Origin of the sequence: Glutamicibacter ardleyensis (assembly GCF_014644555.1) — a bacterium.
Lineage (GTDB): Bacteria > Actinomycetota > Actinomycetes > Actinomycetales > Micrococcaceae > Glutamicibacter > Glutamicibacter bergerei.
Genome location: NZ_BMKX01000014.1, coordinates 30,825 through 57,800, shown reverse-complemented (window position 1 = coordinate 57,800; position 26,976 = coordinate 30,825). Strand labels below are relative to the sequence as shown.

The following is a 26,976-nucleotide window of genomic DNA, read 5'->3' as shown; positions in this document are numbered from 1 at the left end:
TTGGCGGTGATGTCTGGGCAGGATATTGTGCTGGACGCGCCGCAGTTTTTGCATCGCCATCGGGTGCGTCCAGCGCTGGTTTTCCCGTTTTTTACTTGTTTGTTTCCGCATACATCGCAGAGGGGTTGATTCGCAACTTTTGCCACGGTACATGCTTTCAAAGCATGTGTTGGTGGTGTTAGCCCTAGTGGTTAGTTGTTTTGAGGGGTTTCTGTACACACTTTTTGGCACTTAACCCGCAGAATTCATTCCCCTCGGGATCTGAAAGCACTACGTGATCTAGATGTCCGTGCATGAAGTGTTTGGATAGTTCCTTAGCCCCGAGCTGTATTAGCTGCTCGACTTTCGCTTCAACTCGAGCCCCGCGTTGCTCGGCGGGCTGGTCGCGACCCAGTCCTATTTTCACGTCCAGATGAATACGATTTTTCGCGATTTTGGCTTCGGGCACCTTGAGCATTGAAATTTGCGGGCCGACACCGGTCGGGTCGCAGATGACTGCACCGTCATCCCATTCCGCTGGTGGCACTTCGCAAGCAATCAGCCAGTCCTCCCAGGAGACGAAGCCGGCGGGGGCTTCAGCGTCCACATATCCCAGCGCAGCCTTCCAGAAGCTAGCAAGTTGTGCAGGAGCTGCGCAATCAAAAGTCAGTGTCCATGTAGTCAGCATGGCTAAAAGGGTACTATTCACCGCTGTGTGGGCAGTGGAAGGCTACCAACAAACCCGGAAAGCACAGTTCGAAACGTAGGTCGGAGAGTTGACTGTGAGCGTTCCGGGCTATTTCTGTGAAGAACATGGAAAAAGCTTGTTACTCAACTCACCTTTTTCGGTGTTTTACCTCAAAAACAGACGTCAACGCCAGAAAACCCGCGTAAATTCGCAGAAGTTAGAAGTTTTGAACACGAGGAAGCCGATTTTGCTTTTAGCTCGAACCCGTGTAAATTTATTTCTTGTGATCACGCAGGGATAACAACTTCCCAGCAAAGATTCACAAGACGTTGGCTCAGGTGAAAAGCGATTTTCACACAGAGCACAACGGGGTATAGCTCAGCTTGGCTAGAGCGCGCGCTTTGGGAGCGTGAGGTCGCAGGTTCGAATCCTGTTACCCCGACTCATGAGATAAGTTCTTCGGAAATTGTTGCATGATAAAAAGATCTAAAGATAATTTAGTTCTTGTGATCACCGGAAACAATAAAAAGTATCTGGCAAGAATCGCAAACGATTAGTGGATACAGGATGACTCGGGTTAGACTGTTCACTGCTAATCGGGGTGTAGCTCAGCTTGGCTAGAGCGCGCGCTTTGGGAGCGTGAGGTCGCAGGTTCGAATCCTGTCACCCCGACTCTGTCGAACAACCCCGCAACGCCACCATGTTGCGGGGTTTTTTGCAGATAAAACCTAATTCTTAGACACTCAGGAGTACAACGCTGTGAAGAGCGCCGTCGAAAACGTCAACCCGACCCGGGTGAAACTGACCGTTGAGGTTCCTTATGAGGAACTGAAGCCCCGCGTCGATGAGGCGTACAAGACCATCGCTCAGCAGATTCAGGTTCCAGGCTTCCGTAAGGGCAAGGTGCCGACTCGTATGATCGATCAGCGCGTTGGTCGCGGATACGTCATCGAAACCGCTGTGAACGAGGGCCTGAACGACTTCTACCAGAAGGCTATGGTCGAGAACGAACTGACCCCGCTTTCCCGCCCAGAGGTTGACATCACCGAACTTCCTTCCATCGAGAAGGAAGGCGAAGGCCAGTTGGTCTTCACCTTCGAAGTAGATATCCGTCCGAAGGTTGAACTACCTGACTACAAGGGTATTGAAGTTTCCGTCGAGGCTAAGGAAGTTGCTGACGAAGACATCGATAAGGCCCTTGATGACCTGCGCGGTCGCTTCGGCACCCTGAAGGATGTTGAAGCACCAGCTGCTGCAGATTCCTTCGTCACCTTGGACCTGACCGCAGCGGTCGAGGGCGAAGAGGTAGACGCAGCTCAGGGCCTGTCCTACCAGGTTGGTTCGGGCAACATGCTTGAGGGCATGGACGAGGCTGTTACTGGCCTTTCAGCAGGCGAAGACGCCACCTTCGAGACCACCCTTGCCGGTGGCGAGCACGCAGGCAAGACCGCGATCGTCAAGGTTGTTGTCTCTGCGGTCAAGACCCGTGAGCTGCCAGAAGCAAACGATGACTTTGCTCAGCTAGCTTCCGAGTTCGACACCCTCGCAGAACTACGCGAATCGCTGTCCAAGGATGCTGCCGAAGGCAAGATCACTGAGCAGGGCGTAGAAGCTCGCGAGCTAGTTCTCGACAAGCTGGTTGAACTGGTTGAGGTTCCTGTTCCTGCTTCCGTAATCGACGAGCAGATCGAACAGCACTTCAACGCACCAGATGCTGAAGCTGACCACGACACCGAAGAGCACCGCGCAGAAGTTCGCGAGAACACCGAGCGTGCTTTCAAGAACGAAATCATCCTTGACGCCGTTGCTGACGCCGAGGAAGTTGGCGTTGAGCAGTCCGAGCTGATCGACTACATCGTGCAGACCGCAGGTCAGTACGGCATGGAGCCAAACCAGTTCGCGCAGATGCTTGACGGCGCCGGCCAGGTTCCAATGTTGATGGGCGAAGTTCGCCGTCGCAAGGCACTTGCCAAGGTTCTTGAATTCGCAACCGTCACCGATTCGAACGGTGCCGCTGTGGACCTGACTTCATTCGTGAAGCCAGCTGGCGAAGAAGAAGCTGTAGAGGAAACCGCAGAGGCTAAGTAGTCTCGCAACCTCGGTAGCCACCTACCCACTTGGAAACAAGTTGGTAGGTGGCTACTTTTGTGTTCGCTGTCGGTATAGTCATGCGCCGTGAGCGAAACAAGGGCATGAAACCGCGCATCTAGCAGTTGAAGTCAGTAATCTCAAAGTAACCAGTTGCAGCTTTGGGATTCGAAAAAGAATTTCAAAATCTGATCTACACGTTTGGAAGAGGTAGAGAACATGTCAAATGATTCGCGCACTCCCACCATGGCCTCCGTTGACCCGGCCGGCCGTGAGGATTACATCTACAACCGCTTGCTCAAAGAGCGCATCATCTGGCTGGGCTCCGAAGTCCGCGATGACAACGCGAATGCGATTTGCTCACAGCTGCTCTTGCTCTCTGCGGAGGATACTGAAAAGGACATCTACCTTTACATCAACTCCCCAGGCGGATCGATCACCGCAGGCATGGCTATCTACGACACCATGAACTTCATCCCGAACGATGTGGTGACCGTGGCAACCGGTCTGGCCGCATCGATGGGCCAGTTCCTGCTGTCCTCGGGTACCCCAGGCAAGCGCTATGCGACCCCTAACGCTCGCATCCTCATGCACCAGCCTTCGGGTGGCATTGGCGGAACTGCTTCGGACATCAAGATCCAAGCCGAACTGATCATGCACATGAAGAAGGTCATGAGCGACCTGACCGCGGAGCAGACCGGGCAGAGCGTCGAGCAGATCCTGATCGACAACCAGCGTGATAAGTGGTTCACCGCTGAGGACGCGCTGGAATACGGATTCTTCGACCAGATCGCAAAGCATGCCGGTACGGTCACCGGTGGCGGCGGCGTCGACGCCGGCAAGTAGTCGGCCTTAGCTATCGCCCTGAACCCCAAAGATTTGTCCAAGGAGAAAACCATGAACTTCAATCCGGAAGCCGTTAGCGGTCAGATGCCGTCGGCTCGCTACATCCTGCCACAGTTCGAAGAGCGCACCCCGTACGGGTTTAAGCGCCAGGATCCATACGCCAAGCTGTTCGAGGATCGTATTATCTTCCTCGGCGCGCAGGTCGATGATGCATCGGCAGATGACGTCATGGCCCAGCTGCTGGTTCTTGAGTCGATGGACCCAGAACGCGATGTCACCCTGTACATCAACTCACCAGGTGGATCCTTCACCGCGATGACCGCGATCTACGACACGATTCAGTTCATTCGCCCAGAAGTACAGACGGTCTGCCTCGGCCAGGCGGCCTCCGCCGCGGCCGTACTGCTAGCCGCCGGTACCCCTGGCAAGCGTCTGGCCCTGCCAAACGCGCGCGTGCTAATCCACCAGCCATCGATGGGTGGCGGCGAACGCGGTACCGCGACCGATCTGCAGATTCAGGCCGAAGAAGTTATGCGCATGCGCTCGTGGCTCGAAGAAACCATTGCAAGTCACTCGGGCCAGAGTGTCGAGAAGGTCCGCGACGACGTTGAACGCGATTTGTTCATGACTGCTGCCGATGCCAAGGAATATGGCATCGTCGACGAGGTGCTTACTCCACGTAAGCTCACCCGCGCAGTTCTTGGTCACTAGGACTTACTCGGAATAATTACTGAGTACTGGCGGTTTACCTTGTAGGTGTGTTCTCCACAAGAGGATTGCACCACGCAGGTAGACCGCCATATTCAGCTAATTTGGGGGTTACCTGACCTAGAATTGGGATAGTCCACGGCAACTCAAGCAAACAGGAGATCGGTGCGATGGGACGTATGGGCGAAGGCTCGGATCTGTTGAAGTGTTCTTTCTGCGGAAAGAGCCAGAAACAGGTAAAGAAGCTAATAGCAGGCCACGGAGTCTACATCTGTACCGAATGCATCGAACTGTGCAATGAGATCATTGCCGAAGAGTTTGCTGAAGAACAGGTCTCCGAAGATTTTTCGTTGCCAAAACCACGAGAAATCTTCAATTCCTTGGAAGAGTACGTGATCGGTCAGGAGAACGCTAAGCGTGCTCTATCCGTCGCCGTGTACAACCACTACAAGCGAATTCATGGTACTCAGGAGCATTCTCCTGTTGCTGCCTTGAATAGCGAGAACCCTCTAGATGATGTTGAGGTTTCGAAATCTAACATCATGCTAATTGGTCCCACCGGTTGCGGTAAGACCTACTTGGCGCAGTCGTTGGCTAAGAAGCTGAACGTTCCGTTCGCCGTAGCCGATGCAACCAGTTTGACTGAGGCCGGTTATGTCGGTGAAGACGTTGAAAATATTTTGCTGAAGCTGATTCAAGCCGCAGACTTTGACGTCAAGAAGGCCGAAACTGGCATTATCTACATTGACGAAATTGACAAGATCTCACGAAAGAGCGAGAACCCTTCAATTACTCGGGACGTTTCCGGTGAAGGCGTTCAGCAAGCTTTATTGAAGATCCTTGAAGGTACCGTCGCAGCAGTTCCGCCTCAGGGTGGACGCAAACACCCACATCAGGATTTCTTGCAGCTGGATACGACGAACATTCTGTTTATTGTGGCTGGTGCCTTTGCAGGACTCGAGGAAATTATTTCCTCCCGTGCTGGTCGAAAGGGTATCGGTTTCGGGGCGCCACTGACCGCAATTAAGTCTGAGGCTCCGTCTTATTCCGATGTTCGTCCCGAAGACTTGCTGAAGTTCGGGTTGATTCCAGAATTCGTTGGACGCTTACCGGTGATTGCTACGGTAGAGCATCTTGACCGTGGAGCATTGATTCGAGTTCTCACGGAACCCAAGAATGCACTGGTCAAGCAGTACCAGAAAATGTTCCGTATGGACGGCGTTGAGCTGAGCTTCGAACCACAGGCCTTGGACGCAATTGCTGAACTGGCAATTGAACGTGAAACCGGCGCACGTGGGCTTCGCGCAATTTTGGAAGAGACTTTGGGTGGCATCATGTTTGAGCTGCCTAGCTTGGAAGATGTAGCAGAGGTAGTCGTGACTCGTGGAACTGTCTTGGATAAGGATGAGCCGTTGCTCCTTTCCCACGAACTTGCAGCGAAGCGCAACAAAAAATCCGCATAGTTTAGAGTTCCATTAATTTTTCGTAGGAAGTTGAAGGTTCATGCCACAACGCACACAAGTTGATTTCTGGTTCGACCCAATCTGCCCCTTCGCTTGGGCCACTAGTCGTTGGATCAAGGAAGTTGAAAAAGTTCGTGACATCGACGTTCGGTGGAGTGTGATGAGCCTTTCGGTGCTCAACGAAGGTCGTGACCTTCCTGAAGATTACCGCGCATCAATGGATAACGCCTGGGGTCCAGTACGAGTGATCATCAAGGCCGCGCAAGAGCATGGCGATGAGGTTATAGACCAGCTCTACACCGCAATGGGCGAACTAATTCATTATGAGAAAGTTGAAGACCGCGCTGATGTCATATCCCGCGCGTTAGCAAAGGTCGGGCTTCCAGCTGAACTAGCGCAAGCTGCCGGCACCGATGCCAATGATGCAGCACTACGGGCAAGCCACGAAGGTGGTATCTCCAAGGTTGGTCAAGACGTCGGCACCCCAGTCATCGCAGTGGACGGAGTAGGGTTCTTTGGTCCGGTCATTACCAGAATCCCAACTGGCGAAGACGCGGGCAAGATGTTTGATGCTGCGGTGCAGCTGGCATCTTTCCCTTACTTCTTTGAAATGAAGCGCAGTCGGACCGAAAGTCCAGTCTTCGATTAATCCGCGCTCTACAAGCCTCGTGCAATCTGCTCAGTCATATTATGGCGGGTCTGATTGTACGAGGTTTTTGTTTAATTAGTGCCAGCAACAATCTTCGTAGACCTGTTATGCGTTAGTTAATGAAGTTGACCTATCATAAACGAGAGATAACCGGGGGAGCGCTCTCACTGACTACTTGAGAGTTAATGTTTCGCTCAGTGGTAACTTTTCGTGAATAAATTTTGGCTGACTTTCGAATTTCCAGAATATGAAGTGCGTCACTGTTGTTTCACAAATTTTAATTGCTTCAAGTCTTGCATGGTGCGTACACCTACTGATAAGTAGGTTTCATTTTCCAAGCGATTTCTTGCGCAGGATCGAGAGACTCCCGTAAATGAGATGCCCGTGCTCCGATTTTTTGTTGGGATCGCTCTTAGTTTTTTGTTACAAGAAATTCGTAGCTTCATAGTTTTTACCAATTAGCGTGTTGAATGTATAAAATTCTTCGCGAACGGTCCTATGTATTACTTGAAAGATGTGTTTGACTAACTCCCACAGGTGCTCCGGCACATGCTTTCGACGGCGGCCCCCATCCGCCACACAGGGAGAAATCGTGCAAGACAAAATCCAAAACCATGCCCCCAAGGCAAGCCTGCGCAAAGGTCGAGCAATAGCTGCACTTTTGCTTGCCGGCGGACTGATCGGTGGAAGTGCTTCAATGGCCATGGCTGCCCCCACAGCCCCCACCGACAAAGTCGAATCAACAACCATCAGCCAGGCAAAGGCTGAAAATGCGATGAACTACTGGACCTCCTCGCGTATGAAGAACGCCAAGTCCGCTGACGTTCTCACGCACGGGAAATCCGCTACCAAGGGTGCACAGAAGGCGGGGGAGTCAAAGAAGATTTCCGGCCAGAAAGCAACGAACCCGAAGAATAAGGGTCAAAAACCGAAGAAATCATCATCGGTCACTCCGGTGTCCCACATTGGTAAGGTGTTCTTCACCCTCGGTGGCTCCGATTATGTGTGCTCGGGTAACTCAGTTGTTTCGGCCAATGAATCAACAGTTTCCACTGCTGGTCACTGCGCCAATGAAGGCCCTGGTGCCTTCGCAACCCGCTGGGTCTTCGTGCCTGCGTACGAAAACGGTAACGCACCGTACGGATCTTTTGCCGCAACCGAATTGGTGACCCCCACCCAGTGGAGCAACGGCGGAGATATTACCTTTGACACTGCCTTTGCCGTGGTCTCCGATAATAGTGGAGTCAGTTTGGCTGATCAGGTCGGAGCTTCTGGCGTTGCGTTCAACCAGGCTCGTGGATTAACATACACAGCTTTCGGTTACCCGGCAGCGAGCCCATTCAATGGCGAGACGTTGCAGTCATGCTCTGGTTCGGCAATTGATGATCCATATGGACAGAGCGATTCTCAGGGCATCCCATGCGATATGACCGGCGGATCTTCGGGTGGTCCGTGGTTCCTTGGCGGATCCAGTGCCTATCAGAACTCAGTCAACAGTTTTGGCTACAGCGGAGTGCGTAACACGATGTTCGGGCCCTACTGGGGCACCGTCATCGAGCAGGCATATAATTCTGCACAAAACTAGCAGGAAGTGAGTTGGGCGGAATGTCGAAGAAGACATTCCGCCCAGCTTGGTTAAGGATGAAGTGATGGAATCACGAGACGATGACGCGGTGACAGGCGAGAACGATTCAACTATCGTTCACAAGATAGCCCAACCGGTTAGTGAACAGGTTGCCCATTTTAACGAAGTAAACCGACGCAAAGCGAAGCCGATGCAACGGATAATAGCTTGTTCTGAAGAGTCAGATAAACCTGCCTCTGAGAAGTGACCCGGGGCCGCACCAATTCCCGTATCCGGCCAACGAGAGGCAATAACCGATGCTCGGCGACGAACAGTTTCGACAGTTTTAGCTTACAAACGCGAAATTAATTGGATACTTGTACGCGCGTCCGGCCTGGTACTCATCTGGTGCTTTGACTGCGGCCATAATAGCAATAACAAAGCAGACGATGCCGCCGAGGACACCAATCACCCATCCAATGACAGGTATGAAAGCTAGCAAGCCAATAATTGCGCGAATGATGCTGAAGTTCAGTGTCTGCTGATGAAAGTCGCGAACCAGCGGATTGCTTCGTTCCTTATCGATCACAAAGAAAATGAGTGCCGGAATGATTCCAAAGAATGCCGAAAGCCATCCATTAAGTTGAATGCGTTGGAGGCTGTCGTCTGCGATTTGTCCTGGCTGAGGAGCTGGAGGAATACCTTGCTGTCCATAATATGTACCGGTCGACTCAGCGCTGGGATTCCCAGTTGGTGAATTGTTTGTTGGGGGAGTTGTTGAACCGCCCTCATCATCTGGTTTGAACTCGTTGGGGTCTTCCGGTGTGGTTGTCATTTGAGCCTCTCAAGAGTCGAGCCTGATTGCTTACTCTGACCGTACACCGTTAAACCAACGTTCCGTTTAATAGAGATCAAATCGTTATTACACTTGATTTTGTCGTAGTTCAACAGCTGTTAAACTACGAGGAACGAATCGTGAACTATCTCAGAAACAACGAAGGCCGCCGAGAAGAAAATCTCGACGGCCTTCGTGTCGTAGCTAATGAAGATTAATCTTCTTCGGCAGGAGCCAATTCCACGTTCACAACGGTGAGATCGCCCTCGGCTTCAACCAAAGTCAGTTCACGTGCGTTTCCGGCGGACTTTAGGTCGGTGAAGCCTGCACGCAACTGCTCAATCGCAGCTGCTGGTGCGTGGATTTCACCAGAAAGCACCTCGGTGCGTTGTTTGACCTTAGCGTCTGACTTAGCCTTACGGATACCCGACAGTGCGTGGCCAACGGTCGGAAGAACCATGGCATCAGCACCTTCGGTGGCTGCGCTGAGATGAGCAACGCTTGGCCACTGCGACAGGTGAACCGAACCGGTGCGCCACCAGCCCCAAACTTCTTCGGTAGCAAACGGCAAGAACGGTGCAAACAAGCGCAGTACCGAGTCAAGGGTCGTTGCGAGCGTTGCGAGAACGCTGGCCTGTTCAGCTTCACCATGACCGCCATAGGCGCGATCCTTGATCAATTCAACATAATCGTCAGTGAACGACCAGAAGAACGACTCAGTGATATCCAGAGCACGCGCATAGTCGTAGTTTTCAAAGGCACGCTGAGCATCCTCGATCACGGTCGACAGACGTAACAGCAATGAACGATCCAGACCGTTGGTGACCAATGATGCGTCATTGGTCAGCACATTTGCCTCGGTGGCACCCAAGTTCAAGACGAACTTAGAAGCGTTAAGAATCTTGATCGCCAGGCGGCGGCCAATCTTCATCTGGTTGATTTCGTAGGCGGTATCGGCGCCCAACTTGGCACTAGCGGCCCAATAACGAACCGCGTCGGAACCAAACTTCTCCAACACCTCGTTTGGTACCACTACGTTGCCCTTGGACTTGGACATTTTCTTCCGGTCTGGATCTAGAATCCAGCCGGAAATGGCAGCATGCTTCCAAGGAACATCGTTGTGCAGCGCATCGGCACGCACCGCAGTTGAGAACAACCAGGTGCGGATGATGTCGTGGCCCTGTGGGCGTAGATCAAACGGGTATACCTTGGAGAAGAACTCGTCATCGCGTCCCCAACGGCCCACAATCTGAGGGGTCAGCGAGCTCGTTGCCCAAGTATCAAGCACATCGGCATCACCGATGAAGCCGCCAGCTACACCACGCTGGTCTTCGGTATAACCGATTGGCGCATCAGCTGCCGGATCAACCGGAAGCTGTGCAGTCTCAGGCAAGATCGGAGCGTCATAGTTAGGCTCGCCATGCTCATCAACCTTGTACCAAACGGGTACAGGTACGCCGAAGAAGCGTTGGCGGGAAACCAGCCAGTCACCATTTAGGCCAGAAACCCAGTTCTCATAGCGCGAGCGCATGAACGATGGGTGGAATTCGATCTCCTGCCCGCGGGCAATCATTTGCGTACGACGCTCTTCGTCACGGCCACCATTTCGGATGTACCACTGACGTGAGGTGACGATTTCCAAAGGCTTATCGCCCTTTTCGAAGAAGTTCACCGGACGTGAAACTTTTTTAGGTTCACCATCTAGTAGATCTGCTTCGCTGAGCATCTTGACGACGGTTTCCTTCGCGGAGAACACGGTTTTCGCCGAGATCTCTGCGTAGGCTGCCTGACCGGCCTCGGTGGTGATCCACTCCGGGGTGTCTGCCAAAATACGGCCGTCACGGCCAATGATGGCACGAGTTGGTAGCTGCAGTTCACGCCACCAAGTTACGTCGGTCAGGTCGCCGAAGGTGCAGACCATGGCGATACCCGAACCCTTGTCTGGCTGAGCCAGTGGGTGTGGGTAAACGGTAACCGGCACGCCGAAGATCGGCGAGGTGACGGTTTTGCCGAACAGGTGCTTGTAGCGCTCATCGTCTGGGTGAGCGACCAGGCCGGCACAGGCTGCGAGTAGTTCCGGGCGAGTGGTCTCGATGAAGACCTGTTCGCCACCGTCAGCGTTGAATGCGTAGCGGTAGTAGGCGCCTGGCATTTCGCGGTCTTCGAGTTCTGCTTGGGCCACCGCGGTACGGAAGGTGACATCCCACAGAGTCGGAGCTTCGGCCATATAGGCATCGCCCTGCTTTAGGTTTTCCAAGAACGCTCGCTGAGACACCGCACGGGCGTTGTCGTCAATGGTGCGGTAGGTCATGCGCCAGTCAACGGACAGGCCAAGGGTGGAGAAGAGCTGTTCGAAGACCTTCTCGTCCTCTACTGCTAGTTCTTCACAGAGTTCAATAAAGTTTTTACGGCTGACCACATCCCAGTCGCGCTGGTTTTTGGCCGGCGACTCGGGCGGGCGATAACCCTCGATATATGGTTTGGTCGGGTCGCAACGAACACCGTAGTAGTTCTGTACGCGACGCTCGGTTGGAAGACCATTGTCATCCCAACCCAGTGGGTAGAACACGTTCTTGCCGCTCATGCGCTGGAAGCGGGCCAGCACGTCGGTCTGCGTGTAGGAGAACATATGTCCTACGTGCAGGGAACCGGAAGCGGTTGGTGGGGGAGTGTCAATGGAGTAAACGTCCTCGCGGGTCGTGTCCTCGTTGAAGTGATAGGTGCCCTCGGTGCGCCACCGGGACGAAAGACGTTCCTCTAGGCCTTCCAAAGCGGGCTTGTCAGGAACGGAAACCGTTGCGGGCGTGTCTGTGCCCAAGTTGTCTTCTGCCATGTTTCTATTCTTTCATGTTTCATAGGCCAAGGAAGCATTGAAGTTCATGGTCTGGGCCACTTGAGCCAGGGATACATGACTAGCGTAGACAAATGGGCGAAACTTAATCTGTAGGGCGTCATCTCGAGGCCGGATAAACGGCTTACGTAAGAGAAATTCATCGCTTCGCATACGGGCACCCCAAAGTTCTAAAGTGGGCATATGACTAATTCTCAAAATCAGAACAATTCACGCTCTGCCCTCGTCACCGGTGCTTCGAGCGGCATCGGTCAGGCCACCGTCCGTGCCTTGCGCGCACAGGGCTGGAACGTTTTTGCAGTGGCACGTCGTGCAGACCGGCTGGAGTCCTTGGCCGCCGAAACCGGCGCAGTTGCACTGACTGCAGATGTCAGTGTTCAAGCCGATGTTGATGCGCTGGTCAGCGTCGTTGAAGCACAAGGCGGGGTCGATACGCTCATCAACTGTGCTGGCGGAGCACGCGGTAGTGATCACTGGGCCGAAGCAAAAGATGAAGACTGGGAATTCATGTGGCAGGCAAACGTCATGGGAACCATGCGGTTGACTCGGGCGCTATTACCTTCCTTGCGTACCAGCGCAGGCACCATTTTGAACGTTACCTCGACCGCCGCACTTTCCAGCTATGAGGGAGGTAGCGGATATAACGCCGCTAAAGCAGCGCAACGAGCCATGACTCAGGCGCTGCGCCTGGAAGAAGTTGGCAACGGGGTCCGTGTCATTGAGGTTCTTCCAGGACTCGTCCACACCGAAGAATTCGCGTTGCGCCGGCTCGGAACGAAAGAAGCGGCCGAGAAGGTATATGCCGGGGTCGCCGAACCGCTCACGGCCGAGGACGTGGCAGAGGTGATCCGCTACGCGGTCAGCGCCCCGTCACATGTGAACCTGGACGAAATCGTGATTCGGCCACAGGCTCAAGCCGCCAATCACAAGCTGATCCGCCAGAGCTAATAAACCGGTGATGAAGAAAACCCACGTCCTCGCTGCGTCCCATGGCACCGATAATCTTCGCGGTCAACAACTGATCCACGACTTACGTACACAGCTCGAAGAACTGGCACGTAGTGAGATACACACCGAGTTGGTCTGGCACGAGGCGTATGTTGATGTTCAACAGCCGCAACTTGCTCAAGTGCTCGCCTCATTGCCCGAGGGGGAAGCCGCGGTAGTACTGCCGCTGCTGGTCGCCGACGGAGTACATACGACTCAGGACATCGCCCAGGCAGTAGCAGCACGGCAAAACACGGTCGCGGCCAGTCCGTTAGGTGCTTTGCCAGAACTTGCTTACCTACTAAGTCAGCGCGCCATGGCTCAGCTGGAGCCGAATCAGAAGGTTCTCCTTGCTGCGGCCGGGACCCGGCTAGAGCAAGGCCAAGAGCAACTCAGGGACTTAGCAGCGCAGATCTCAACGCATCTGGGTCAGGAAGTTCAGGTGACCTACTGTGCTGGGGCCAAACCGCTGATTAATGAACTGCTTTCCGAGGAACTGAAGCCAAAGACGCTGGTACTTAGCGCGTTGTTGGCCGATGGACTCTTTCAAACACGGCTAGTTAGCATGGGTGCCCGGATCACCACAAGCCCATTGCTCCCTGACGTCATGATCGCTAAATGTTTCCTCATAAGACTGCAAGTGGCCCTGAAACAGAGCTCATAATTGTCCTCAGATGACGAAGTTCGCGGTGATTAAGTAAAGCGCGTTCATGTGACTACTCGTGGTTGCCAGCCCCCGGGGGCTGGTTTCTACGCTGGCTTACATGACGCAAACTACTGCACCCGGTCGCCCCAAGCGGGCAGCCAAACCCCAAGGTCAATGGAAGATTGACGGCAAAGCACCGCTCAACCACAACGAGGAACTCAAAGCCGCCGACGACGGTCTGAACGTCCGCGAACGTATCGAGCAGATTTACGCGCTTAAGGGTTTCGACTCAATTGATCCAGACGACCTGCACGGGCGCTTTCGCTGGTGGGGCTTGTACACCCAACGAGCCCAAGGCATTCCCGGTGGTAAGACCGCCACGCTGGAGCCGCACGAACTTGAAGACAAATACTTCATGCTTCGGGTGCGCATCGACGGCGGAGCACTAAGCACCGATCAGCTTCGGGTGATCGCCGGGATCTCTACCGAGTTCGCCCGCGACACCGCGGACTTCACCGACCGCCAGAACATTCAGTTGCACTGGGTAGATGTGGTGGATGTACCCGAAATCTGGCGCCGACTCGAAGCCGTGGGGCTGAACACCACCGAAGCCTGTGGAGACGTACCCCGAGTCATCCTAGGTTCGCCCGTGGCAGGCATCGCCAAAAATGAGATCATCGACCCAACTCCCGTGATCCAGGAGATCGCTCGGCGCTATGTGGGCAACCCGGATTTCTCCAACTTGCCGCGCAAGTACAAGACCGCCATTACCGGCCACCCAAACCAAGATGTCGTCCACGAGATCAATGACTTCGCGCTAATCGGCGTTGAACATCCGGAACTTGGCGTCGGCTATGACCTCTGGGTCGGTGGTGGGCTCTCCGCCAACCCACGCTTGGGCGAACGACTCGGCACATTCGTCCGCGCAGAAATTGCTGCCGACGTTTGGGAGGCAGTCACTTCCATCTTCCGAGACTACGGCTATCGGCGGCTGCGCAACCGGGCACGCCTGAAGTTCCTGCTCGCCGATTGGGGCACCGAGAAATTCCGTCAGATCCTCCAAGACGAGTACCTGGGGTTTGAACTTCCCGACGGGCCGCCGGCGCACAAGCCACAGGACGCGGGAGATCACTGCGGAGTGCACGAGCAGAAGGACGGCCGGTTCTTTATCGGGCTGACTCCGCCGGTTGGACGCGTCTCGGGAACCATTCTGAACAAGCTGGCGGACCTGGTTGAAGCGACCGGTTCTACCAGGCTGCGTACCACCCCACACCAGAAAATCATCGCCCTAGACATCCCCGCAGACCACGTTGATGCCTTTACCAGCGCGGTGCAAGAACTGGGCTTGGACCCGTTTCCCGGCTTAATCAAGCGCTCCGCTATCGCTTGCACCGGCATTGAGTTTTGCAAGCTAGCCATCGTGGACACCAAGGACACCACCATCGAGGCGGTGAAACAAATCGAATCAAGGCTGGCGGACCACAAAGGAAAACTTCCCAAGGCCCTGTCCTTGCATGTTAATGGTTGCCCAAACTCCTGCGCGCGCATCCAAACCGCCGACATCGGTTTGAAGGGGCAACTGATCACCAACGCGCAGGGCGAGCAGGTTTCCGGCTTCCAAGTACACCTAGGTGGAACACTGGCCGGATTTGAAAACGGTGAGGCTGGCTTAGGCCGCACCGTTCGCGGACTGAAGGTCGCGGCAGATGAGCTTCCCGAGTACGTGGAACGAGTTGTCAAAAGCTATTCAAGGAAGTCAGAAGAGAACGAATCTTTCGCTGCCTGGGCACACCGCGCCGACGAGGAGGACCTGGTATGAGCACCGTGCAACGCAGCGAAGCAGAATTGCGGAAGATCGCCGCAATCGGAGCCGAAGAGCTTGGTTGGGACTCTACCGCCGAACAGGTCATCAATTTTGCGGCCAACCATTTCGCGGTCCGTGAGATCGCGGTTGCCTGTTCCATGGCTGACGCGGTCTTACCGCATTTGGTTTCGGCCGCGATTCCAGATGTTGACGTGCTGTTCCTTGAGACCGGGTATCACTTCGCCGAAACCATCAGCACCCGCGACGAGGTCGCCCGGGCTCTGCAGGTACGCATCATCAAGGTACTGCCAGAACTCACGGTGGATGAGCAAGATGCGAAATTCGGCAGGGAGCTCTTCGCGCGTGACGCGGCAGCCTGCTGCCAGATGCGAAAAATGGATCCGCTGAAAAATTCCTTGAAAGACTATGGCGCCTGGTTCACCGGGGTGCGTCGCGAGGAGGCGCCGACCAGAGCCAACACGCCGCTGGTGGGCTTCGACGAAAAACACGGGCTGGTGAAATTCAACCCGCTGGCCGCCTGGTCCTTTGACGAACTGATTGGCTACGCCACCGAGCACTCGGTGCCGGTGAACATGCTGCTCACCCAGGGATACCCCTCCATTGGATGTCAACCATGTACCAGGCCGGTAGCCGAGGGCGAAGATCCCCGCGCCGGCCGCTGGGCAGGCCTAGCAAAAACTGAATGCGGCATACACATCTAGTGAAGGAGAGAAGCAAATGACCATCACAGTCAATGCACCCAGCCAAGCACGGCGCAGCGTCCTCGACGAGCTCGAAGCCGAATCAATTCACATCATCCGTGAAGTGCTCGCCGAATTCGAAAATCCCGGTTTGCTCTTTTCCGGAGGTAAAGACTCGGTGGTAGTACTACACCTGCTGGCTAAAGCAGTGTTTCCGGCCCGTGTGCCGATTCCTGTAGTGCATATCGATACCGGCCACAACTTCGGCGAGGTACTGAAATTCCGCGACCAGGTCGTGGCTCGCTACGGGCTGAACCTCGTAGTTGGTTCGGTACAGGAATATATCGACCGCGGGGAGCTGACAGAACTGCCAGATGGCACCCGAAACCGTTTGCAAACCCGGGTGCTATTAGACACCATCGAGGCCAACCGCTTCGATGTGGTCTTCGGTGGGGCCCGCCGCGATGAAGACAAAGCCCGGGCCAAGGAACGCATCTTATCGCTGCGCGATGAATTCGGAGTCTGGGATCCACGTAACCAACGCCCGGAAATCTGGAATCTCTACAACGGGCGCCACGCACCCGGTGGGCACGTCCGCGCCTTCCCGATCTCCAACTGGACCGAACGCGATATCTGGGCGTACATCAACCAAGAACAAATCGAGTTACCGCCAATCTACTTTGCCCACAAGCGCCAGGTCTTTGAACGAGACGGTATGTGGCGAGCGGTCACCGGCGTCTCGCTGCCGGCCCAGGGAGAAATCGTCAGCATTCGCCAGGTGCGCTATCGGACCGTAGGAGACGCCAGCTGCACCGGTGCGGTGCTCTCGGCCGCCGACACCGTACCGAAGGTACTGGACGAGTTGGCCTTGGCTACCGTAACCGAACGCGGCGCCACCCGCGCCGACGACCGAATTTCAGCGGCTGGAATGGAAGACCGCAAGACCGAAGGGTACTTCTAAAATGACCACCACACTGTTACGTATCGCCACCGCTGGCTCGGTAGACGACGGAAAATCAACGCTTGTCGGACGGCTGCTCCACGACGCCAAAGCAATTCTCGCCGACTCGCTAGATGACATTGCGCGCACCAGCGCTGAACGTGGTTTTGGCGGTGAAACCCCGGCGCTGGATCTGGCGTTGGTCACCGACGGACTACGCGCCGAACGCGAACAAGGCATCACCATCGACGTGGCCTACCGGTATTTCTCCACCGCCAACCGCTCCTTCATTCTGGCCGACTGCCCGGGGCATGTGCAGTACACCCGCAATACTGTCACCGGCGCCTCAACCGCAGACGCAGCGATTGTGCTGGTGGACGCGCGACACGGAGTACTGGAACAAACCCGCCGCCACCTTGGCGTGCTTTCCCTACTGCGGGTGCCGCAACTGGTAGTAGCCGTGAACAAGATGGACCTCGTGGATTGGAAAGAGCAACGCTTCAGCGAAATTGAAACGCAAATTCTGGATATCACTGCCGAATTGGGCATCAAGCGCACCGCAGTCATTCCCGTGTCGGCGTTGAATGGCGACAACATAGTTGATGCCTCGGCGCATAGTGACTGGTATGCCGGGCCAACGTTGCTCGGATTACTGGAAGCCCTTGAACCCGAACGTGGACAAGGGACTGCCCGTCTTGACGTGCAGTATGTCATCCGTCCACAGGGTGCATTGGCTCCTGGACTTGATGCAGAACAATATCGCGACTTCCGCGGTTACTCCGGCACGCTAGCCGACGGAGAGTTGAGTGTGGGCGACACCGTCCAGATTATCTCCAACGGGCAGCCAGCAACCAGCACCATCAAGTCCATTCGCAACTCGCACGGCGAAGTGACCACGGCGCTAGCTGGAGAAGCGGTGCTTGTGGAACTAACCGGTGAGATCGACATTGCCCGCGGCGACACCATCATTGCGGGGGAGCCCGAGGTGCCGGTTCGTCAGATCGAAGCGAATATTTGTGTACTGTCCCCGAACAAGATCACCGCCGGTCAGCTGGTGCTCATTAAACACGGCACCAAGGTTGCTCGGGCGAAGGTTCAAAGCCTTGATCACGTGATCAATGTGGTTGATTTCTCCCGTAGTGCGGCCACCGAATTGCAGCTCAATGATTTGGCACGCATCACGGTTCGTAGCTCCGCGGCTCTGGCCGTGGACGAGTACCAAAATTCACGTACCGCAGGTTCCTTCTTACTAATTGACCCCAATAGCGGAGCCACTTTAGCTGCAGGAATTATTGAGGCCCAGAATGCCGCCGCTTGAGCGAGAAACTCCAAGACGACAGCGGTTCACCTCTACTGCGGAAGCTACTAACTCTCGGGCACGCAGGGCGGCTCTGTGGATCGTGGGGTTCTTGGCAATTTTTGCCGTGGGTACCGCGTTTGTTCCGCCCCTGGGTGAGGCGAAGGCTCAGGTCTCGGCGACAAGTGCCGCGAAGGAACTACGTCTGGGATATTTTGCCAACGTCACCCATGCTCCGGCGCTCATTGCGGACCACCAGGGCTTTCTAGAATCCGCCCTAAAAAGTGACAATACACAGTTGGAAACCCAAATTTTCAACGCTGGTCCGGCAGCAATCGAAGCGCTAAATAGTGGGGCACTGGACGCGGCTTACCTTGGCCCGTCACCGGCATTGACCAGCTACCTAGCCAGCGCGGGAAAGTCATTAAAAATCGTGGCAGGGGTGACCAATGGGGGAGCGAGTTTAGTGGTCTCCAAGGACATTAGAAGCGTTGAAGATTTGCCGGGAACCGAGCTGGCAACGCCGCAATTCGGTGGAACTCAGGACGTGGCGTTGCGTCATTACCTCTTGGACCAAGGACTGGGCGAGCAGGTGACTGTGACCCCAAGTTCAAACGGTACGGTGCCGCAACTATTTGCTCGTCAAGCTATCGACGGGGCCTGGTTGCCGGAACCTCACGCTTCTTTGTTGGTTAAGGAACACGAGGCTCACCGGTTGATCAATGAATCGTCGTTGTGGCCCAAAGGCAAGTTCCCCACCACGGTATTAGTCGTCAGCCAGGATTTCTTGGCCGAACACCCACAGAGCGTCGCGAAACTTGTGGCAGCCAATGCGCAGTCTATTCATTGGCTCAACTCGGTTAGCGCCGCTGAACGGCTCAGTGCAGTACAAGCGGCCTTGAACAAGATCAACGGAAGTAGCCTCTCTGACGAGGTAATCAATTTGGCGCTGGGCCAGGTGAGCTTCGATGAGATCCCGCTGGAAGATACCTTCAAAACTCTGGTCGCGCATCAGTCCGCGGTGGGTATTGGAGAGCCTGGCGAGGTAACAAACATCGTGAACGACCAATGGATTGGACAACGTCCATGGGAGTAGAACTTCACGAAGTCTCACTGAGCTATCCAGGAACCGATCTGGTGATCGATTCGCTCACCGCACAGATTGACGATGGCGAGTTTGTTGCCGTTCTTGGTGCTTCAGGATGTGGTAAATCTTCGTTGCTGAACATGATTGCCGGGCTGTTGCAGCCCACCTCCGGGTGGCTTGAAGTTCCACAGGATGGGGCGGCCTTCATGTTCCAAGATGCAAACCTGCTTCCGTGGCTGAGCGCGGCCGATAATATTTCGCTCGCATTAAAACTTGGGGGATACCCGGCCGACTTACGCGATGCGCGTGTAGCGCAGTTGCTCAACCTAGTTCAGTTGGGGCATGCAGGACAGAAAAAACCTCATGAGCTCTCCGGGGGGATGCGCCAAAGAGTGGCCTTGGCTAGATCCTTGGCTCAAGACCGTCAGGTGCTGCTGATGGACGAGCCCTTCGCGGCGCTTGATGCGATTACCCGCGACATGTTGCATGAAGAGTTACGCAGCCTCTGGCAACAGACGGGCAAAACCATCATCTTCGTCACCCACAATGTACGCGAAGCGATTCGGCTCGCCGGACGTATTTTGGTGTTGTCCTCCCACCCGGGACGAATCCTTGAAACCCGACGGATTTCGGCGCAACTGCGAAACGATCCAGCCCAAGCGGCGGCTTTGGCCGACGAACTGACAACAATCCTCAGAAAGGAGCAACGAAAACATGAGCGCACTAGCGCAGCAGGCTAGCGAACCGACGGTCAAGGCCGACAAGTTACGGCTGCCAAAGACTTCACTTGATTCGGTCCTTGCGCCGGTCATCACCGTCATCGTGCTCCTGAGCCTGTGGCAGATTGCTTCCTGGGCTGTTCCCATCCGTTCAGACCTATTCCCGGGGCCCGGCGCCATCGTGGCCAAGCTGCCCGAGATGTTGGACAACGGATCACTACTCGGTGCCGTAGGAACCTCACTTTTTAGGGCGCTGTCCGGATTTTTGCTAGCTGTGCTGATCGCAACCCCCATCGCGTTACTGCTGGCGCACCAACCCTTACTGCGTAAGGGACTAGGGCCACTGATTTCAGCGATGCAGGTACTTCCATCCATCGCATGGGTACCGGCTGCGATCATCTTGTTTGGGCTGAGCAACGCAACCATCTACATGGTGCTCCTCCTTGGTGCGGTGCCCTCGATTATCAATGGACTGCTTTCTGGCATTGACCTGATCCCGCACCAGTACCGGGCGCTATCCCAAGTCTTGGGCGCAGATAAGCGCCAGCATATTTGGCATGTTGAACTGCCTGCTGCGCTACCAGGCTATGTGGCCGGGTTACGTCAAGGCTGGGCCTTCGCCTGGCGCTCCCTAATGGCCGCCGAATTGATTGCGGTGGGCGGGTCGCTCGCCCTTGGTGTGGGCTCGTTGCTGCAACGTGGACGGGACCTCGCAGATTTACCGTTAGTGATCTTAGTCATACTTGTTATTTTGCTGGTTGGCGTCTTGATTGAACTTTTATGTTTTGCACCCGTGGAACGCAAGCTTTTGCGCGACAGGGGCATTAACCGCACTGGAGGAAAAAATGTCTAAAGGAAAAATTACGCTCATTGGAGGCGGGCCGGGTGATCCTGAGTTGATCACGGTTGCTGGCTACAAGGCTCTGCTTGCCGCGGATGTGGTGCTTGCGGACCGACTTGGACCCATTGCATTGCTGGAGGAGCTGCGTCCCGAAGTTAAAGTTATTGATGTGGGAAAGGCGCCGGGTTGCCACGTAAAAACACAGGATGAGATCAATGATCTCCTAGTCAAATATGCTTCTCAGGGTCTGGACGTGGTCCGCTTAAAAGGTGGGGATCCCTTCGTGCTAGGGCGTGGTGGCGAAGAAATGATCTTCGCCGCGGAACATGGGATCGCTACGCGTGTAATTCCCGGAATTACTAGTTCCATTTCCGTGCCGGCCGCAGCAGGGATTCCGGTAACCCACCGAGGAGTCGCCGCCGGTTTTACCGTCATTAGTGGGCATGAGGATCTTAGCGATGTTCCGCTACGCGCCGACCACACCCTGGTAGTGCTCATGGGGGTGTCGAATTTGGCACAAATTGTTGAGACATTACTTACCCGGGGTTTACCGTTTAGTACGCCAATTGGGATAGTGGAGCGAGGTTACTCACAGACGCAGCGGACAACTATCGGTACGCTAGAGGAGATTGTAGTGCGCGCCCGTAAGGCCGCCGTGGCGAATCCGGCCGTCATCGTAATTGGTGACGTTGTACGTCTGGCACCTGAAGCTTCAACCCAGTTGGTTGAGCTTCAGCCGCTGGACACGGTCGACGTCACAGCGTCGGTCTCATTCGCTGACTAAGAAAGTAGATGTTGTTTGATGAGTGAAGTTCACGTACCTGAACATTTGACCTCCCGCGCCCTGCGCGTTGCCATTGTCGGTGCCGGTCCCGCAGGTATCTACGCCGCGGACATGCTCAATAAGAGCGAGCCGGTTTCTTCTGGCGAACTATCGCTGAAGGTAGATCTCTTCGATGAGCTACCTACCCCGTTCGGCCTGATCCGTTACGGCGTATCCCCGGACCACCCACGCATTAAGGGCATTATCAATGCCCTGCATAAGGTGCTGAACAACGACTGGATCAACTTCTACGGAAACGTTGGACTGGGCCGGGACATCACCCTTGACGAATTACACGAGCGCTATGACGCGGTCATTATCGCGACAGGTGCCCAAAAAGACGCCGACCTGAACATCCCAGGCATTGAACTTACCGGCTCTCACGGTGGCGCAGACTTTGTATCTTGGTACGACGCGCATCCGGATGCCGCGAAGGATTGGGACCTTTCCGCCACTGAAGTAGCAGTGATCGGTAATGGCAACGTAGCTTTGGACGTCGCTCGTATTCTCTCCAAACATGCTGACCAGCTGCTAGAGACCGAAATTCCAGCTCACGTATATGAGCAGCTGAACGGCTCCGCGGTCACCGATGTACATATCTTCGGCCGCCGTGGCCCCGCACAGGTGAAGTTCACCCCGCTGGAGCTTCGCGAACTATCGCATTCCAAAGATGTAGACATCGTCTTGTACGAAGAGGACTTTGACTTCGACGAAGGTTCGGAAGAAGCAATCCGCACCAGCAACCAAACGAAGACCATGGTCTCGACCCTGACCAACTGGTTGATTGAACAGGAAGAGACCGAGGAAACCGCAAGTGCTTCACGTCGACTGCATCTGCACTTCCTGCAGACCCCGGTTGAGGTGCTCGGTGAAGACGGCAAGGTCACCGGTCTGAAGCTTGAACGCAACGAACTAGACGGCACCGGAAATGTGAAGGGCACCGGTGAATTTACCGAGTATCCAGTACAGGCCGTATACCGTGCAGTTGGCTACTTCGGTTCTGCCGTAGACAACATCGAATACGACGGAAACCGCGGTGTCTTGCCAAACGTTGAAGGCCGAGTCTTGAACGCTGAAGGCACCCACATCGATGGTTTGTACGCGACCGGTTGGATCAAGCGTGGCCCTATCGGACTAATTGGCCACACCAAGGGTGACGCCTTGGAGACCATCAACCACCTGCTTGAAGACTTGGCGAACCTGCCGGTTCCGTCCTCGAACCAGAGCATCGAAGAGCTGCTGGAGTCCCGTGGCGTGGACTACGCCGACTGGGATGGCTGGATGAGCCTGGACGAGCAAGAAAAGGCTCTGGGTGCCGAAGCCGGTACCGTGTCGACCCGCTTCGGTGAGATCACCCGTGACCGCATCAAGCTAGTTGAGCGCGAAGAAATGCTGGAGTTTGCACGAGCAAAAAAATTAGCTAAGAGCCTGTAAGTTCTACCCCAGGCTCAGAACATTATGGGCGGTGTCCCTCAGTAATAGCTGAGGAGCACCGCCCATAATGTTCTAATTTGCCACCAGGAAGAACATATCCGGGTCGCTGAGGAGACCTTTATATTGCCATATTTGAAACTTTCAACAGTTGTCCTGCTTCATGTAACTTTCGCTTCGGGAGGTAGAACCCAACTTGTCGTGGCAATGGTAGAGAATGGCTTAAAGGATCGTATTTGAGCTGAGAGTTGAGGCAATGGATGTTGGACTTTACTGCGATTGATTTTGAAACGGCAAATTCGTATAGGGGATCTCCATGTTCAGTGGGGCTTGTCCGGGTTCGAGATGGCCAGATTGTGGAGGAGCGTCACTATTTGATCCGTCCACCAGAAGGTGTGGACTCCTTCGATGCATGGAATACCACGATTCACGGCATTACAGCCGACATGGTCGCCGATGCCCCACGCTGGAAAGACGTGCTGCCGCTCATTGTTGATTTCGTTGGGAATGACATTCTCGTTGCCCATAATGCTGCCTTCGATACTGGCGTCATCCGCTACGCTTGCACCGTTGATGGTATCGAAAGCCCAGAATTCAACTTTCTGTGCACACTAGTGACTGCCCGAAAAGCCATGGAGCTGCCTTCTTATCGCCTCCCCTTTGTCGTGGAGTCTCTTGGTTTTTCGTTGGAGAACCACCATGATGCACTCGCGGATGCTCGAGCTGTCGTGCAGATTGTTAGCAAGCTGGCCGAGCAACATGCATTGTTAGCAAGCTGGCCGAGCAACATGCAGTGTCAGATCTTCAAGAGCTTGCCGACACTGTTGGTGTACGTTTCGGATATATGGCCCCGGGAATTTATCAGGGAGGCACAGCGCGCCGGCAGTCAAATTCCAAATCAATCATCGAGGTTCAGACCAACACCGATGCGGATCCCGACGGTTATTTGTACGGACGTGTGGTCGTCTTTACCGGTGCACTCCAATCAATGTCTCGAGACGTCGCACGGCAGGAGTGCGCGAGAGTCGGTGCGGTCCCGGAGAACAATACGACCAAGCGCACTAATGTTTTGGTCTTCGGTGACATCGACCCCTCCGTTTTGCGACCAGGTTCGGATCTCACTGGAAAGGCGCGTAAAGCCTTTGACCTTCAAGAAAAAGGGCAAAATATCGAAGTAATGACGGAAGATGACTTCCTTCGATGCCTCGGTGGAACACAACTTGGCGGCGTAGAAATTGTGCTTCCTGACTCAACGTCTAACTAATAATCGAACCCTAGTACCTTAGAACCTGACGTTCTAGAAAGTTATAGTTCGTATGAAGGTATTTTCGGATTAATATGCTCAGGGTGGCTCAGACTAATAATGTCTGAGCCACCCTGAGCTGTAGAACCTTGTCGTGAGGTTAGCTTGCTACGGCTTCCTGCGGAGTCTGTTTTGTGCTTCCGACGCTGCGACGCAACATGATGAACAGCAAGATCATTCCAGCGGTCAACGCCATGTGGCCAAGACCTGCGATTCCGGAGATCATGGCAGAGGATTCAATGTCCAGCACCGTGAGCATTCCGTGGGTCAGCTGCATTCCCGCGGTGATGATGACACCGGCATGGTACGTGCCCATGAACCATGCGTAGAGCTTGCGGTGGGAGCTAATGTTGAATGCCTTCTCCAGCAGTAACACCAGCAAGGTGACGACGAAACCAAGGACCAGCAGGTGTGTATGGACTACCGAAAGCTGGGTCCAACCACCTTCGGGGAAATCGTTCATTTTGGTGAATTCGCGGAAGAACAGTCCGGAGGCGACGCCTACGAGCATGTAGGCAAAGGCGATGTTGATGAGCTTACGCATGAGTTTCACTTTCAATGAGTTGGGTGTTTGAAGAATTTTCTTTGGTGTTGCTGTTGCCGCGGTATCCGAAGACCGGAGATTTTGTGCGGCCCAACAAGATGAACAACGCCGGTAGTAGCAAGGTGCGTACGACGAACGTGTCCATAAGTACTCCGAGACCAACGATCAGACCAAGCAGCCCCAAGACCATCAGCGGCAGACTGGACAAAGCCGCAAACACTCCTGCCAAGACCACGCCTGCGCTGGTGATGACCGTTCCAGTCCGGCTGGTGGCATTGATGATTGCATCCGCCAGAGGCATGCGAAGGGCATCTTGTTTGACTCTCTGTGTCAGGAAGATCGTGTAGTCGACGCCGAGGGCGACGAGGAAGACGAAGGCAAGTAGCGGAACCTGAACGTCCAGAGCAGAGGTTTCAAAAACCATGGATCCGATTAGGGATCCCAAGCCCACCGCGGCGGCGGCACTGAGCAAGTTCGTCAACGAGAGCAGTAAGGCGGTGCGGAACTTTCCGGTGACAATCCACAACATGATGAGGCAGACCAGCAAGATCAGTGGCGCAATGACCAGGAAGTCACGCAGGTGGCTTTGGTGCGAGTCGTAGGCTTCGGCAATGATTCCGCCAACGAGGGCCTCAGCGCCGGGAATCTGCTCGAACACGGTTCGCAGTGACTTGATCAGTTCGAAGCTTTCCGGAGAACCTGATTCGCTGTTGCCGATTATCATGATGCGGTCAGATCCGCTGTCTGGCAGTGCTGGCAATTGTGTCGCGCGTTCTACTCCGTGGACAGCTTTAGCCGCGGTAGTGACCGCTTCGCCGGTACCAGGGGAAGCAAGGACGGTGATGGGCGCGGTCTCTCCGACGGGGAAGTGCTCGGCCAGCCGTTGGGTCGCCGAAGTCGATTCGGTGGCCGTACGGAACTGTTCGGTTTGGCGTAGTCCCACACTGGTAGCACCTAGCGCGGATGCCAAGATACCAAGAATGAGTACCAGCGCGCTCAGGTTGACTACCGGACGCTTGATGACCGCCGCTGCGGCTTTACCCCAGATGGAACGTTTAGCAGTTTCATGATCCGGGCGGGGAACTAGCGGCCAGAAAACTCTTCGGCCACACAGTGCCATCACTGGGGTCAGTACGAACAAGTTGAACCCGGCAGCGATCAGTAGACCTACAGCGCAGACAATACCCAAGCCACGGGTGTCCTCCATAACGGCCAGGGCCATCGTGGCCAGCGCCAAGACTACGGTCAAGTTTGAGGAAACAATCGCTTCAAAGCTGTTGCGCCAGGCGCTAGCAAGAGCAGCTCGGTGATCGGTGTGCTGGTGTAGCTCATCACGGTAGCGGGAAATGAGCAATAGTGCATAGTTGGTGCCGGCGCCGAAGACCAGGACGCTGAGCACACCGGAATCAAAGTGTAGGTTGAAAGGCTCGCTGAGTGCGTTAGCGATGAGGCTCGCACTGCGATCTGCTAGCCCAACGACAGCCAAGGGAATTAGCCAGAGAATCGGCGAGCGGTAGGTGAGAATCAACAGTACCGCCACAATGCCGATGGTCACTGCCAACAAGGTGAAGTCTGCTCCGGCGAAGGTTGCCGACAAATCCAGCCCAAAGGCTGGTGCTCCGGAAACCTCGATGAGTATCCCGGCGTTTGCATCGGTGCTGATCTGCTCACGCAGATCAGTGACCATCGCACGGTCAGCGTCGGTGCCTGCGCTGTCCCAGGAGGCGGTCAGCAAAGAAAGCTTGCCGTCCTCGCTGACTAGCGGCTTGGAAATCTCGACATTTAGTTCATTGCTGAGCTTGCTGGACAGGTTGTTTAGTCCTGCGAGGTCTGTGTTGCTCAGCTGTTGCTGATCGGGGTGTCCGGCAACGAGTAATGCTGACTCTTTACCGGAATCGGGGATTTGTTCGAGAAGCTTGGCCACTGTGGCTGAGTCAGAGCCTGCGACTAATGAACTGGTGCTGCGTTCGGCTGCCGGAATGGAACTGAGCAGACCGAAAACGGCAAGGATGACAGCGAGCGCCCCGAGAAGCCAGAGGCGTGCACCGCGACGTGAGGTGAGCGAATTCGCTACCGATGTGAGAACTGGAGATTTCATACTTCTAGTCAATGCCAAATTGAGGTTTAGCAAATCGTGAAAGCGTTCGAACTCTATCTCAACCCTTCGGTTGATACGCCTACT

24 protein-coding genes, 2 tRNA genes and 1 pseudogene are annotated in these 26,976 nt (G+C 54.9%); 21 read left to right on the top strand and 6 right to left on the bottom strand.

The window, feature by feature from the left end; translation table 11 throughout:
- Together IEX04_RS18955 and IEX04_RS18100 are read right to left on the bottom strand one after the other, a co-directional pair.
- Positions 1 to 146 (bottom strand): transposase-like zinc-binding domain-containing protein (locus IEX04_RS18955; RefSeq protein WP_456152230.1); only part of this gene is annotated, 146 nt, incomplete at its 3' end.
- Between the two features lie 38 nt (positions 147 to 184).
- Complete coding sequence (locus IEX04_RS18100) at positions 185 to 667, bottom strand: VOC family protein (RefSeq protein WP_188687446.1); 483 nt, start codon at positions 665 to 667, stop codon at positions 185 to 187.
- Between the two features lie 367 nt (positions 668 to 1,034).
- Between IEX04_RS18100 and IEX04_RS18095 the strand changes: the two genes are divergently transcribed.
- The 8 genes from IEX04_RS18095 (at position 1,035) to IEX04_RS18060 (ending at position 8,006) form a co-directional block, all read left to right on the top strand.
- Positions 1,035 to 1,109, top strand: a tRNA-Pro gene (locus IEX04_RS18095).
- Positions 1,110 to 1,264: 155 nt separating this feature from the next.
- A tRNA-Pro gene (locus tag IEX04_RS18090) sits at positions 1,265 to 1,339 on the top strand.
- Positions 1,340 to 1,426: 87 nt separating this feature from the next.
- Positions 1,427 to 2,755 carry a trigger factor gene (gene tig / locus IEX04_RS18085; protein ID WP_188687445.1) on the top strand — a complete coding sequence of 443 codons (1,329 nt, stop codon included), beginning with the start codon at positions 1,427 to 1,429 and terminating at the stop codon, positions 2,753 to 2,755.
- 246 nt (positions 2,756 to 3,001) lie between these two features.
- On the top strand, positions 3,002 to 3,601 hold the full coding sequence (locus IEX04_RS18080) for an ATP-dependent Clp protease proteolytic subunit (RefSeq protein ID WP_096254622.1): 600 nt from the start codon (positions 3,002 to 3,004) through the stop codon (positions 3,599 to 3,601).
- Positions 3,602 to 3,652: 51 nt separating this feature from the next.
- A complete protein-coding gene (locus tag IEX04_RS18075) occupies positions 3,653 to 4,312 on the top strand; it encodes an ATP-dependent Clp protease proteolytic subunit (protein ID WP_096254623.1) in 660 nt (219 codons plus the stop codon).
- Between the two features lie 167 nt (positions 4,313 to 4,479).
- A complete protein-coding gene (gene clpX / locus IEX04_RS18070) occupies positions 4,480 to 5,772 on the top strand; it encodes an ATP-dependent Clp protease ATP-binding subunit ClpX (protein ID WP_096254624.1) in 1,293 nt (430 codons plus the stop codon).
- 40 nt (positions 5,773 to 5,812) lie between these two features.
- Complete coding sequence (locus IEX04_RS18065; protein ID WP_188687444.1) at positions 5,813 to 6,421, top strand: mycothiol-dependent nitroreductase Rv2466c family protein; 609 nt, start codon at positions 5,813 to 5,815, stop codon at positions 6,419 to 6,421.
- Between the two features lie 592 nt (positions 6,422 to 7,013).
- On the top strand, positions 7,014 to 8,006 hold the full coding sequence (locus tag IEX04_RS18060; RefSeq protein ID WP_188687443.1) for a trypsin-like serine peptidase: 993 nt from the start codon (positions 7,014 to 7,016) through the stop codon (positions 8,004 to 8,006).
- 325 nt (positions 8,007 to 8,331) lie between these two features.
- Here the strand turns inward: IEX04_RS18060 and IEX04_RS18055 are convergent, their stop codons facing one another.
- Together IEX04_RS18055 and valS are read right to left on the bottom strand one after the other, a co-directional pair.
- On the bottom strand, positions 8,332 to 8,820 hold the full coding sequence (locus tag IEX04_RS18055) for a DUF4870 domain-containing protein (protein ID WP_096254628.1): 489 nt from the start codon (positions 8,818 to 8,820) through the stop codon (positions 8,332 to 8,334).
- Between the two features lie 214 nt (positions 8,821 to 9,034).
- Positions 9,035 to 11,653 carry a valine--tRNA ligase gene (gene valS, locus IEX04_RS18050; protein ID WP_096254629.1) on the bottom strand — a complete coding sequence of 873 codons (2,619 nt, stop codon included), beginning with the start codon at positions 11,651 to 11,653 and terminating at the stop codon, positions 9,035 to 9,037.
- Positions 11,654 to 11,854: 201 nt separating this feature from the next.
- Between valS and IEX04_RS18045 the strand changes: the two genes are divergently transcribed.
- The 13 genes and pseudogenes from IEX04_RS18045 to IEX04_RS18945 all read left to right on the top strand — a co-directional run bounded on the left by IEX04_RS18045 (position 11,855) and on the right by IEX04_RS18945 (position 24,211).
- Positions 11,855 to 12,619, top strand: coding sequence for an SDR family oxidoreductase (locus IEX04_RS18045; protein WP_188687442.1), 765 nt, complete (start codon positions 11,855 to 11,857; stop codon positions 12,617 to 12,619).
- A 10-nt stretch (positions 12,620 to 12,629) separates the two neighbouring features.
- The gene (locus IEX04_RS18040; RefSeq protein WP_096254631.1) at positions 12,630 to 13,322 is read left to right on the top strand and encodes a sirohydrochlorin chelatase; all 693 of its coding nucleotides are present in this window, start codon (positions 12,630 to 12,632) and stop codon (positions 13,320 to 13,322) included.
- Positions 13,323 to 13,422: 100 nt separating this feature from the next.
- Complete coding sequence (locus tag IEX04_RS18035; protein ID WP_096254677.1) at positions 13,423 to 15,123, top strand: nitrite/sulfite reductase; 1,701 nt, start codon at positions 13,423 to 13,425, stop codon at positions 15,121 to 15,123.
- Positions 15,120 to 15,830: a phosphoadenylyl-sulfate reductase gene (locus IEX04_RS18030; RefSeq protein WP_188687441.1), complete on the top strand. Its 711-nt coding sequence runs from the start codon at positions 15,120 to 15,122 to the stop codon at positions 15,828 to 15,830. The genes IEX04_RS18035 and IEX04_RS18030 overlap by 4 nt, the downstream gene beginning before the upstream one ends.
- A gap of 16 nt (positions 15,831 to 15,846) precedes the next feature.
- Positions 15,847 to 16,770 carry a sulfate adenylyltransferase subunit CysD gene (gene cysD, locus IEX04_RS18025; RefSeq protein WP_188687440.1) on the top strand — a complete coding sequence of 308 codons (924 nt, stop codon included), beginning with the start codon at positions 15,847 to 15,849 and terminating at the stop codon, positions 16,768 to 16,770.
- Position 16,771: 1 nt separating this feature from the next.
- Positions 16,772 to 18,067, top strand: a complete 1,296-nt coding sequence (gene cysN / locus IEX04_RS18020) for a sulfate adenylyltransferase subunit CysN (RefSeq protein WP_188687439.1) — start codon at positions 16,772 to 16,774, stop codon at positions 18,065 to 18,067.
- A gap of 91 nt (positions 18,068 to 18,158) precedes the next feature.
- Positions 18,159 to 19,142, top strand: a complete 984-nt coding sequence (locus IEX04_RS18015) for an ABC transporter substrate-binding protein (protein ID WP_188687438.1) — start codon at positions 18,159 to 18,161, stop codon at positions 19,140 to 19,142.
- Positions 19,133 to 19,873, top strand: coding sequence for an ABC transporter ATP-binding protein (locus IEX04_RS18010; RefSeq protein WP_096254636.1), 741 nt, complete (start codon positions 19,133 to 19,135; stop codon positions 19,871 to 19,873). Before IEX04_RS18015 ends, IEX04_RS18010 begins: the two co-directional genes overlap by 10 nt.
- Complete coding sequence (locus IEX04_RS18005) at positions 19,848 to 20,705, top strand: ABC transporter permease (RefSeq protein WP_096254637.1); 858 nt, start codon at positions 19,848 to 19,850, stop codon at positions 20,703 to 20,705. The genes IEX04_RS18010 and IEX04_RS18005 overlap by 26 nt, the downstream gene beginning before the upstream one ends.
- Positions 20,698 to 21,477, top strand: a complete 780-nt coding sequence (cobA, locus tag IEX04_RS18000; protein WP_096254638.1) for a uroporphyrinogen-III C-methyltransferase — start codon at positions 20,698 to 20,700, stop codon at positions 21,475 to 21,477. Before IEX04_RS18005 ends, cobA begins: the two co-directional genes overlap by 8 nt.
- Before the next feature lie 18 nt (positions 21,478 to 21,495).
- The gene (locus tag IEX04_RS17995) at positions 21,496 to 22,950 is read left to right on the top strand and encodes an FAD-dependent oxidoreductase (RefSeq protein ID WP_096254639.1); all 1,455 of its coding nucleotides are present in this window, start codon (positions 21,496 to 21,498) and stop codon (positions 22,948 to 22,950) included.
- A 257-nt stretch (positions 22,951 to 23,207) separates the two neighbouring features.
- A pseudogene (locus IEX04_RS18950) lies at positions 23,208 to 23,633 on the top strand (3'-5' exonuclease); the annotation flags it as partial.
- A gap of 107 nt (positions 23,634 to 23,740) precedes the next feature.
- A complete protein-coding gene (locus IEX04_RS18945) occupies positions 23,741 to 24,211 on the top strand; it encodes a BRCT domain-containing protein (RefSeq protein WP_229677246.1) in 471 nt (156 codons plus the stop codon).
- Between the two features lie 139 nt (positions 24,212 to 24,350).
- Here IEX04_RS18945 and IEX04_RS17985 read toward each other — a convergent pair whose 3' ends face one another.
- Both IEX04_RS17985 and IEX04_RS17980 read right to left on the bottom strand, forming a co-directional pair.
- Entirely contained in the window at positions 24,351 to 24,794 is a 444-nt protein-coding gene (locus IEX04_RS17985) for a DUF2871 domain-containing protein (protein WP_188687436.1), read from the bottom strand.
- The gene (locus IEX04_RS17980) at positions 24,787 to 26,892 is read right to left on the bottom strand and encodes an MMPL family transporter (protein WP_188687435.1); all 2,106 of its coding nucleotides are present in this window, start codon (positions 26,890 to 26,892) and stop codon (positions 24,787 to 24,789) included. Before IEX04_RS17980 ends, IEX04_RS17985 begins: the two co-directional genes overlap by 8 nt.
- Between the last annotated feature and the right edge of the window lie 84 nt (positions 26,893 to 26,976).